Origin of the sequence: Pluralibacter sp., assembly GCF_019237635.1 — a bacterium.
Classification (GTDB): Bacteria; Pseudomonadota; Gammaproteobacteria; order Enterobacterales; family Enterobacteriaceae; genus Enterobacter_B.
Window position 1 is genome coordinate 1 of the sequence record NZ_JAFAGS010000085.1, and the last position, 8,915, is coordinate 8,915.

Here is an 8,915-nt window from a genome sequence, read left to right on the forward strand (position 1 = left end):
CTGAATTTTGGTGGAGCTAAGCGGGATCGAACCGCTGACCTCTTGCATGCCATGCAAGCGCTCTCCCAGCTGAGCTATAGCCCCACAGTCATCTTTACGAACCAAACCTGATGGGAGCAGGATTTGGTGGAGCTAAGCGGGATCGAACCGCTGACCTCTTGCATGCCATGCAAGCGCTCTCCCAGCTGAGCTATAGCCCCGTAACGTAAAGCGTGTCGTGTTGACGGGCGGCATAATATGAATTCCCTTGCCAGGTGTCAACGGCAAAATGATCCCCGCCACTTCAATCGCTGAAAAAGCAAACAACTGACTGACATTGCGAACCTTCTCGCAAGCAGGAGTTAAACGCATCACGTTTTCACGTAAAATGATGCTATAACATGAATCACTAATTCCCACACTAGTATTCAGGAAATAGCATGCTCAAGGAACGAATGACCCCAGAGGAACTCGCTCACCTTACCGGTTATAGCCGGCAAACCATCAATAAATGGGTGCGCAAGGAAGGCTGGCAGACCTCGCCCCGCCCCGGCGTGCAGGGAGGCAAGGCGCGTCTGGTTCACGTTAACGAACAGGTGCGTGCGTTTATCCATAGCGCGCAGAGAGCGTCTGAAGCCGGAAGAACTCTGCATAATGTCGTTGTCGATGACAGCTTCGATGCCCTGCTACTGACGCTTGCCAAAGAGATGACCGCCAACGAGCAAAAACAACTCACTTCCCTGCTACTGCGCGAGGGAATTTCAGGGTTACTTCTCCGTCTGGGTATTCGGGCATAAACCACGATGAAAATACTTCACAGCAAGATGACCACTCAGGAGCTGGCTCACTGTGTCGGCATGGCCAAGCAGACAATCAACCGCTGGATCCGCGAACAGGGTTGGGTAACCGAACCGATTCCGGGTGTAAAAGGGGGCCGCGCCAGGCTTATCCATATCGACCAGAACGTCAGGGAGTTTTTATCGACGACGCCTAAGCTGCGCCATCTTTCGTTATCGTGGCAGTTGGCAGAGCCGGAACCACACTATGCATCCCCTGAACTGGAACCCGTCTGGCGGAAAATAACCGATACGTTATCCATGATGACACCGGACGAACAACAGCATCTCCACCTGCTGCTGGTTCGCGAAGGCCTGAGTGGTTTTCTGCGCCGCCTTGAGATAACCAACGAGAGCGCATAAAAAAACGGCAGGTTCTCACCTGCCGCTTGTTATCAACGTCTGATTTAATCGATTACTGCTGGTTTTCGCGCTCTGCAATAAATGCCAGCGCTTTGTTGATTCGCGCTACGCTGCGGGTTTTACCAACAGCATGCACGGTGACATCCAGCGCTGGTGACTGGCCCGCGCCGGTAACGGCGACACGCAGCGGCATCCCCACTTTACCCATTCCGACGTCCAGTTCATCCGCCGTTGCCTGAATCGCGTGGTGCACGTTCTCTGCGGTCCATTCGCTGATGGCGGCAATTTTATCACGTACCACTTCCAGCGGCTGACGGGCAACCGGACGCAGATGTTTCTTCGCGGCATCGGCATCAAACTCGTCGAACTCTTCATAGAAGTAACGGCAGCTTGCCGCCATTTCTTTCAGCGTCTTGCAGCGCTCGCCCAGCAGTTTCACCAGCTCAGAAAGCTGCGGCCCGGTACGCGTGTCGATATTTTCCTGCTCGATGTGCCACTGCAGGTGGGTCGCGACGTACTCTGGCGCCAGGGTATTAATATAGTGATGGTTCAGCCACAGCAACTTGTCGGTATTGAACGCGCTGGCTGATTTGCTGACGGCCCCAAGCGAGAACAGCGAGATCATCTCTTCACGGCTGAAAATCTCCTGGTCGCCGCTGGACCAGCCCAGACGCACCAGATAGTTGAGCAGCGCTTCCGGCAGGTAACCATCATCGCGGTACTGCATCACGCTGACCGCACCGTGACGTTTGGAGAGTTTTTTGCCGTCGTCGCCATTGATCATCGAGACGTGCGCGTACACCGGTACCGGCGCGTTCAGCGCTTTCAGGATGTTGATCTGGCGCGGCGTGTTGTTGATATGGTCTTCACCACGGATAACGTGGGTGATTTCCATATCCCAGTCGTCAACCACAACGCAGAAGTTGTAGGTCGGGGAACCGTCGGTACGACGGACGATCAGATCGTCGAGCTCCTGGTTGCTGAACTCGATAGGACCACGGATCTGGTCATCGAAAATCACAGAACCGTCCTGCGGGTTAGCAAAACGCACGACGCAAGGCTCATCGGCGGCATGGTGTTCATGACCGTGGCGGCAGCGGCCGTCATAACGCGGCTTTTCACCGTTCGCCATCTGCTCTTCACGCAACGCGTCCAGACGCTCTTTGGAGCAGTAACATTTATAGGCGGTGCCTGCTTCCAGCATCTCATCAATAACCGCGTTGTAGCGATCAAAACGTTTCGTCTGGAAATACGGGCCTTCATCCCATTCCAGGTTCAGCCAGTTCATACCATCCATGATGGCTTCAATAGCTTCCGGTGTGGAACGCTCAAGATCGGTGTCTTCAATACGCAGCACGAACTCACCGTCGTGGTTACGAGCAAAAAGCCAGGAATAGAGAGCAGTACGCGCACCACCGACGTGCAGATAGCCGGTTGGGCTTGGCGCGAAGCGAGTTTTGATTTTCATTAAATGGCCTTACGTTATAAAGATGCCGACAACCGGCAAATGCTGGAAAAAATGAACCGCAACATTCTATCACTCCCGCCTGAATCCTCAATGTTGTTGCCCCCGAAACGCGTTTTTGTTTAGAAATCATGCGCTATCGTCTGTTTCGCGATCGTTTTGTTTAATTTTACGACGAACAAACAAAAACTTTAGAAAAGGCGTTGACTCATTTTCAACTCTCCCTATAATGCGACTCCACACAGCGGGGGTGATTAGCTCAGCTGGGAGAGCACCTCCCTTACAAGGAGGGGGTCGGCGGTTCGATCCCGTCATCACCCACCAACTACTTTATGTAGTCTCCGCCGTGTAGATAAGAAATCGAGAAGTGGGTGATTAGCTCAGCTGGGAGAGCACCTCCCTTACAAGGAGGGGGTCGGCGGTTCGATCCCGTCATCACCCACCACTTTCTCGCCAGCTGAATTTCTTATCAAACAATGAAGTACCGAAGTGGGTGATTAGCTCAGCTGGGAGAGCACCTCCCTTACAAGGAGGGGGTCGGCGGTTCGATCCCGTCATCACCCACCACTTCGGGTCGTTAGCTCAGTTGGTAGAGCAGTTGACTTTTAATCAATTGGTCGCAGGTTCGAATCCTGCACGACCCACCAATGTAAAAAAGCGCCCTAAAGGCGCTTTTTTGCTATCTGCAATTTATCTCTCATTTTATCTCTCATTCAAGACTTCTGCGCTACTGCCGATAACTCTGTTTTCTGGATTGAAAGGAGTTCATCATGGCGGCAATTTCACTTCCCTCTTCGTCAGCGCCTGGGCTGCAAAGCACCAGCAGCTCTGCGGAACCCCAGGGTAACGACATGGGTTCCCAAATCACCCGTATAACCCAGCAAATCATCAAACTGACTCAGCAGCTTAAGAGCATTGCAGACAGCAGCGGTAGCGCAGAAGATAAACAGAAACAGGCTGAGTTAATTCAGGAGCAGATAACCATGCTGGAGGCTCAACTGGCGCAGCTTCAGCGCCAGCAGGCGGAAAAAGACCAGCAACAGCAGACGCAAAGCGCTATCAGACCTGCCGGGGCGAACGCCCCCTCCGACAACCATCAGATAGACGTCTATATCTGATACAGCGGATCGCCAACGCGCGCGGCAGTTAACTGTTGCGCCTGCTCGCGAACCACTTCCCATAGCGCCTCTGCGCCGGCGGAGAGCGAGCGATTTTTACGCCGCACCAGCATCAGTTGCCGTTCAACAACCGGCGTCAACCGCTTCACCGACAACCTGCTTCCCTGAGGCATCGGTAGCGCCAGTGCAGGTAAAATGCTGATGCCAATGCCGGATTCCACCATCGGAAACAGCGTCGCCGGATGGCCTATCTCCTGCACGATTATCGCCTCAATATCCTGATGCGCCAGCGCCGCATCAATCAGCGGACGGCTCCCCGACGCATAGTCCTGAAGCACCAGCTTTTGCCCCTGCAACGCCTGCCAGGCCACACTGGATGCCTGGGCAAAGGCATGGTCATTACGGCACAGCAGGAAAAACGGCTCTGAAAGTACAGTCTCGCACTGTAGATCGCTTACCGCCCCCGGATCGATAACGATGCCGAAATCAACATCCCCCTTACGGATACTCTCCAGCACCCACTGCTGCGGTCGGTCGTGCAGTACAAAAGCTATCTCCGGGTAGCGCTGATTGCTGTGGGCGATGCACTGTGGAATCAGATGCGCCGAGATAGTCTGACTGGCGGCGATCCGCACCGTCCCGCTGAGTTGTTGACCGACCCGCCCGGCCTCGCGCAGCGTACTATTGAGCTCATCAAGCAACCGCTCAAGCCTCACCGCCAGCTGTTCACCTGCGGGCGTCAGCACCACTTCGCGTGTCGTGCGATCGAGCAGCTTCACTCCCGTCTGGCGCTCCAGTTCTTTTACGCTGTGGCTGACTGCCGACTGGCTCAGACCAATCATCTCCCCTGCCCGGCTGAAGCTTTTCGCCCGCGCAACGGTAATAAAGACGTTTAACTGACGCAGAGAGTAATTCATCTTTTTAATTCATGAATGGATGCAATAAATCAATTTTATTTCTCAAACTGGACAACGCACAATAGCTATATCGTTTTACTGGAGTCTCTATGAAACTGTTGCGCATTCTTGACCCATTTACGCTTACGCTGATAACCACCGTTCTGCTGGCCTCGCTGTTCCCGGCGCGCGGTAGTTTTGTCCCTTTCTTTGAAGGTCTCACCACTGCGGCCATCGCCCTGCTGTTTTTTATGCACGGCGCCAAGTTGTCCAGGGAGGCGATTATCGCTGGTGGAAGCCACTGGCGACTGCATTTGTGGGTCATGTGCAGCACATTCGTGCTGTTCCCGATACTGGGCGTACTGTTTGCTCACTGGGCGCCGGTCAATATTGATCCGCTGCTGTATAGCGGTTTCCTTTACCTCTGCATTTTGCCCGCCACGGTACAATCGGCCATTGCGTTTACTTCCCTTGCTGGCGGCAACGTCGCTGCCGCCGTCTGCTCAGCATCAGCGTCCAGTCTGCTGGGGATTTTCATCTCCCCGCTGCTGGTTGGGCTGCTGATGAACCTGCACGGCGCCGGGGGCAGCCTTGAACAGGTCGGGAAAATCATGCTGCAACTGCTGTTGCCATTTGTGCTTGGGCATCTTTCTCGTCCATGGACAGGCGCGTGGGTCGCACGCCACAAGAAATGGATAGGCAAAACAGACCAGACCTCTATTCTGCTGGTGGTCTATTCCGCCTTCAGCGAGGCGGTGGTGAACGGCATCTGGCATAAGGTGGGCGTCGGCTCGCTGCTGTTTATTGTCGTGGTCAGCCTGGTGCTGCTGGCAATCGTTATTGCGATCAACGTTTTTGTGGCGCGCAGATGCGGTTTCAGCAAAGCTGATGAAATCACGATTGTATTCTGTGGGTCGAAAAAGAGCCTGGCAAACGGGATACCGATGGCCAATATTCTGTTTCCCACCTCGGTACTGGGGATGATGGTGCTGCCGCTGATGATATTTCATCAGATCCAGCTGATGGTGTGTGCGGTACTGGCGCGTCGCTATAAGCGCCAGACCGAACAATTGCAGGCAAAAGACGCCGCCCGCGAAGCGAAAGCTTAACGCCGACGTTTCAGGGGCTGGACCAAATGGCTCAGCCCCTCGGTTTTGATAAGCAAAGCGACAGCCATTAACTCGCCGAGCTTACCCGCAGGAAACTCATCTTTACGGGCAAACCACAGCAGATACTCTTCCGGCAAATCAATCAGCATCCGGCCTTTGTATTTGCCAAAGGGCATCTTTGTATTGGCTATCTCAATCAGTTGCTCTTTTTCCACCTTACTCCCCTAAAAGACGCAGCATTTCCGCCTCATCGATAACGGCAACACCCAGCTCCTGCGCCTTCGCAAGTTTCGAGCCTGCCGCCTCACCGGCAATCACCAGATCGGTTTTCTTCGACACGCTGCCCGCCACTTTCGCCCCCAACGCCACCAGACGCGCCTTCGCATCATCACGGGACAGCAGGCTAAGACTGCCGGTCAGCACCACCGTTTTCCCGGCGAACGGGCTGTCTATCTCTTCAGCCTTCACCACCACCGGCGCTGGCCAGTGGACGCCTTCAGCAAGCAATTGCTGAATCACCTCGCGGTTGCTCTCTTCGGCAAAGAAGTTGAAGACGTGAGTCGCCACCACGATACCGACATCCGGCACTGTTTGCAGGTCATCAATGCTCGCGGCAATCAGCGCCTCAAGGGTGCCGTAGTGCGCCGCCAGACCTGCCGCCGTCGCCTCGCCGACTTCGCGGATCCCAAGCGCGTAAAGGAAACGGGCGAAGGTGGTCTCTTTCGCCTTCTCCAGCGCGTTCACCACGTTCTGCGCGGATTTCGGCCCCATGCGATCGAGCCCGGTCAGCTTGCCCGCCGTCAGACGGAAAAGGTCAGCCGGTGTGAGTACATACTCTTTTTCCACTAACTGGTCGATTATCTTATCGCCCATCCCCTCGACGTCCAGCGCGCGACGCGAAACAAAGTGCTTAAGCGATTCTTTACGCTGGGCGCCGCAGATAAGCCCCCCCGTACAACGCGCCACCGCCTCGCCCTCCACGCGCTCAACGTCCGAGCCGCACACCGGGCAATGCGTCGGGAAGACAATTTCCTGCGTATCGTCCGGACGTTCGGACAGCACGACGTTCACCACCTGCGGGATAACGTCGCCTGCGCGACGAATCACCACCTTATCGCCGATCCGCAGCCCCAGACGTTCGATTTCATCGGCATTGTGCAGCGTAGCGTTACTCACCAGCACACCAGCCACCTGCACCGGCTCAAGACGGGCGACCGGGGTTATCGCGCCGGTACGACCGACCTGGAACTCGACGTCGCGCACGTAGGTCATCTGCTCCTGCGCGGGGAATTTGAACGCCACGGCCCAGCGCGGCGCACGGGCGACAAATCCCAACTGCTCCTGCAGTTCCAGGGAATCAACCTTGATGACCACACCGTCAATATCGAAACCGAGCGTCGGGCGATCCTCTTCAACCTTGCGATAGTAAGCAAGCACGTCCTCAGGGGTATTGCACAGTGTGACGCGGTTGCTGACCGGCAACCCCCAGGATTTAAACTGCTGCAGACGACCAAGATGACTCGTGGGCAGTTCCCCGCCTTCCAGAATGCCGACGCCATAGCAAAAGAACGTCAGCGGTCGCTTTGCCGTGATGCGCGGGTCGAGCTGGCGCAGCGAGCCCGCCGCCGCATTACGCGGGTTAGCAAACACTTTGCCGCCGGTGCGACGGGCTTCGTCGTTAATCTTCTCAAAACCGGCCTGCGGCAAAAACACTTCGCCACGAACTTCAACCCGGGCCGGGATATTGTCGCCGCGCAGCTTCAGCGGGATAGCGCGAATGGTGCGGACGTTGGCGGTGATGTCTTCCCCTGTGGTGCCGTCGCCACGGGTTGCCGCCTGCACCAGCAGGCCATTTTCGTACCGGATGCTTACCGCCAGACCATCCAGCTTCAGCTCGCAGCACCAGGTCAGCTTATCGCTGCTTTTCAGCCGATCCTGAACGCGCTTGTTGAACGCCAGAAAACTGTCTTCATCAAAGACGTTATCCAGCGATAGCATCGGGATCTCATGACGGACCTGGCTGAAGGCGCCCAACGGCTCAGCCCCCACGCGCTGGGTCGGTGAATCGGACGTTACCAGTTCCGGGTGTCTGGCTTCAAGCTCGCGCAGTTCGCGCATCAGACGGTCATATTCCGCATCCGGGATCTCCGGCGCGTCCATGACGTGGTAGAGGTATTCGTGATGGCGAAGCGTGGTTCGCAGCGCGGTTAATTGTTGTTCGATTGGTTCCATATCCCACCATCAGTGATAAAAAACCCCCGACAGGCGGGGGTTCAGGAAACGTGGCGACAATCCAGCACGATCAGGCGTTGGCGTCTTTCACTTCACGGATGCGATCCTGATATTCACGCACCTTCTGCGGCGTGATCATCCGGCGCTGGTCGTCAAGCACGACGCCGCCGACTTCATCCGCAATATACTGCGCCGATTGCAGCATCAGCTTAAAGTTTTGCAGCTCGTCACCGTATGACGGCACTTGCATGAAAATAGTCACGCCCGGCGTCGCCATGTCGGCCATGTTTTCCGGGTCGAACGTGCCAGGTTTCACCATATTCGCCAGGCTGAACAGCGCAGGACCACCGCCGCCAGGGCTCAGATGGCGATGATAAATATTCATATCGCCGAAGGTAAAACCCGCCTGCTCGATGCTGTTGCGCAGCAGTTCGCCGTTAATCTGCGACCCCTGATGCGCAGCAACGCTCAACACGATAACGGTTTCTTTGCGCTCAGGCTTCTCCACCTGAGGTTCAGGCTCTGCCTGCGGCGCGGCAGGCTGCGCTGGCGCGACCGACTGCGGTTGAGCAACAGGCTGTTGCGAAACGGCAGGCTGGGCGGCGACAGGCTGTTGTTGCACCGGCTGCGGCTGAGTGGATGGCTGCTGCACCGTCGGCTGTTGATACTGCGGCTGCGGCGCGGCAGGTTGCGCTGGCGCATGCTGAGGCGGCTGAGGCACCGGCTGCTGCGCAGGCGCAGACTGTACCGGCGCCTGGCGTTGCGCAGGTTCCTCATGAGGAGGACGCGCTGGCTGCTGTACCTGACGCTCATAAGGCGGCTGGTACTGGTGCTGCGGCGCCTGGCGGGGAGCATCATGCTCTCCGGAGGGTGCGTTATGGGCAGGGGTCACCCGGTGAACGCGAACCTCACCTACG

Annotated in this window: 9 protein-coding genes and 6 tRNA genes; 8 read left to right on the forward strand and 7 right to left on the reverse strand. The window is 56.3% G+C overall.

The genetic code is table 11. From position 1 onward, the window contains the following. Window positions 1-8 precede the first annotated feature (8 nt). Together JO226_RS10410 and JO226_RS10415 are read right to left on the reverse strand one after the other, a co-directional pair. Window positions 9-84: transfer RNA gene (locus tag JO226_RS10410), tRNA-Ala, on the reverse strand. A gap of 40 nt (window positions 85-124) precedes the next feature. Continuing rightward, window positions 125-200: transfer RNA gene (locus JO226_RS10415), tRNA-Ala, on the reverse strand. Window positions 201-419: 219 nt separating this feature from the next. Between JO226_RS10415 and JO226_RS10420 the strand changes: the two genes are divergently transcribed. Further along, window positions 420-776 carry a YfeC-like transcriptional regulator gene (locus JO226_RS10420; protein ID WP_293562828.1) on the forward strand — a complete coding sequence of 119 codons (357 nt, stop codon included), beginning with the start codon at window positions 420-422 and terminating at the stop codon, window positions 774-776. 6 nt (window positions 777-782) lie between these two features. Then, a complete protein-coding gene (locus tag JO226_RS10425; protein WP_293562830.1) occupies window positions 783-1,178 on the forward strand; it encodes a YfeC-like transcriptional regulator in 396 nt (131 codons plus the stop codon). Between the two features lie 52 nt (window positions 1,179-1,230). Here JO226_RS10425 and gltX read toward each other — a convergent pair whose 3' ends face one another. After that, on the reverse strand, window positions 1,231-2,646 hold the full coding sequence (gene gltX / locus JO226_RS10430) for a glutamate--tRNA ligase (RefSeq protein WP_293562832.1): 1,416 nt from the start codon (window positions 2,644-2,646) through the stop codon (window positions 1,231-1,233). Window positions 2,647-2,891: 245 nt separating this feature from the next. Between gltX and JO226_RS10435 the strand changes: the two genes are divergently transcribed. The 5 genes from JO226_RS10435 (at window position 2,892) to JO226_RS10455 (ending at window position 3,761) form a co-directional block, all read left to right on the forward strand. Further along, window positions 2,892-2,967, forward strand: a tRNA-Val gene (locus JO226_RS10435). A gap of 45 nt (window positions 2,968-3,012) precedes the next feature. Beyond that, window positions 3,013-3,088: transfer RNA gene (locus JO226_RS10440), tRNA-Val, on the forward strand. Window positions 3,089-3,134: 46 nt separating this feature from the next. Beyond that, window positions 3,135-3,210, forward strand: a tRNA-Val gene (locus tag JO226_RS10445). Window positions 3,211-3,214: 4 nt separating this feature from the next. Further along, window positions 3,215-3,290: transfer RNA gene (locus JO226_RS10450), tRNA-Lys, on the forward strand. A gap of 123 nt (window positions 3,291-3,413) precedes the next feature. Beyond that, complete coding sequence (locus JO226_RS10455; protein WP_293562834.1) at window positions 3,414-3,761, forward strand: FlxA-like family protein; 348 nt, start codon at window positions 3,414-3,416, stop codon at window positions 3,759-3,761. Here the strand turns inward: JO226_RS10455 and JO226_RS10460 are convergent. Next, on the reverse strand, window positions 3,752-4,678 hold the full coding sequence (locus tag JO226_RS10460) for a LysR family transcriptional regulator (protein WP_293562836.1): 927 nt from the start codon (window positions 4,676-4,678) through the stop codon (window positions 3,752-3,754). The two genes, JO226_RS10455 and JO226_RS10460, sit on opposite strands and share 10 nt — an antisense overlap. Window positions 4,679-4,767: 89 nt before the next feature. Here JO226_RS10460 and JO226_RS10465 point away from each other — a divergent pair, with 89 nt between their 5' ends. Continuing rightward, window positions 4,768-5,766, forward strand: coding sequence for a bile acid:sodium symporter family protein (locus JO226_RS10465; protein ID WP_293562837.1), 999 nt, complete (start codon window positions 4,768-4,770; stop codon window positions 5,764-5,766). Here the strand turns inward: JO226_RS10465 and JO226_RS10470 are convergent. The 3 genes from JO226_RS10470 to zipA form a co-directional block, all read right to left on the reverse strand. After that, a complete protein-coding gene (locus JO226_RS10470; protein ID WP_293562838.1) occupies window positions 5,763-5,981 on the reverse strand; it encodes a DUF3820 family protein in 219 nt (72 codons plus the stop codon). The genes JO226_RS10465 and JO226_RS10470 overlap by 4 nt on opposite strands. A gap of 1 nt (window position 5,982) precedes the next feature. Continuing rightward, window positions 5,983-7,998 (reverse strand): NAD-dependent DNA ligase LigA, encoded by a 2,016-nt coding sequence (ligA, locus tag JO226_RS10475; RefSeq protein WP_293562839.1) that lies wholly within the window; start codon window positions 7,996-7,998, stop codon window positions 5,983-5,985. A gap of 70 nt (window positions 7,999-8,068) precedes the next feature. Continuing rightward, on the reverse strand, window positions 8,069-8,915 hold an 847-nt coding region (gene zipA / locus JO226_RS10480; RefSeq protein WP_293562841.1), incomplete at its 5' end, for a cell division protein ZipA.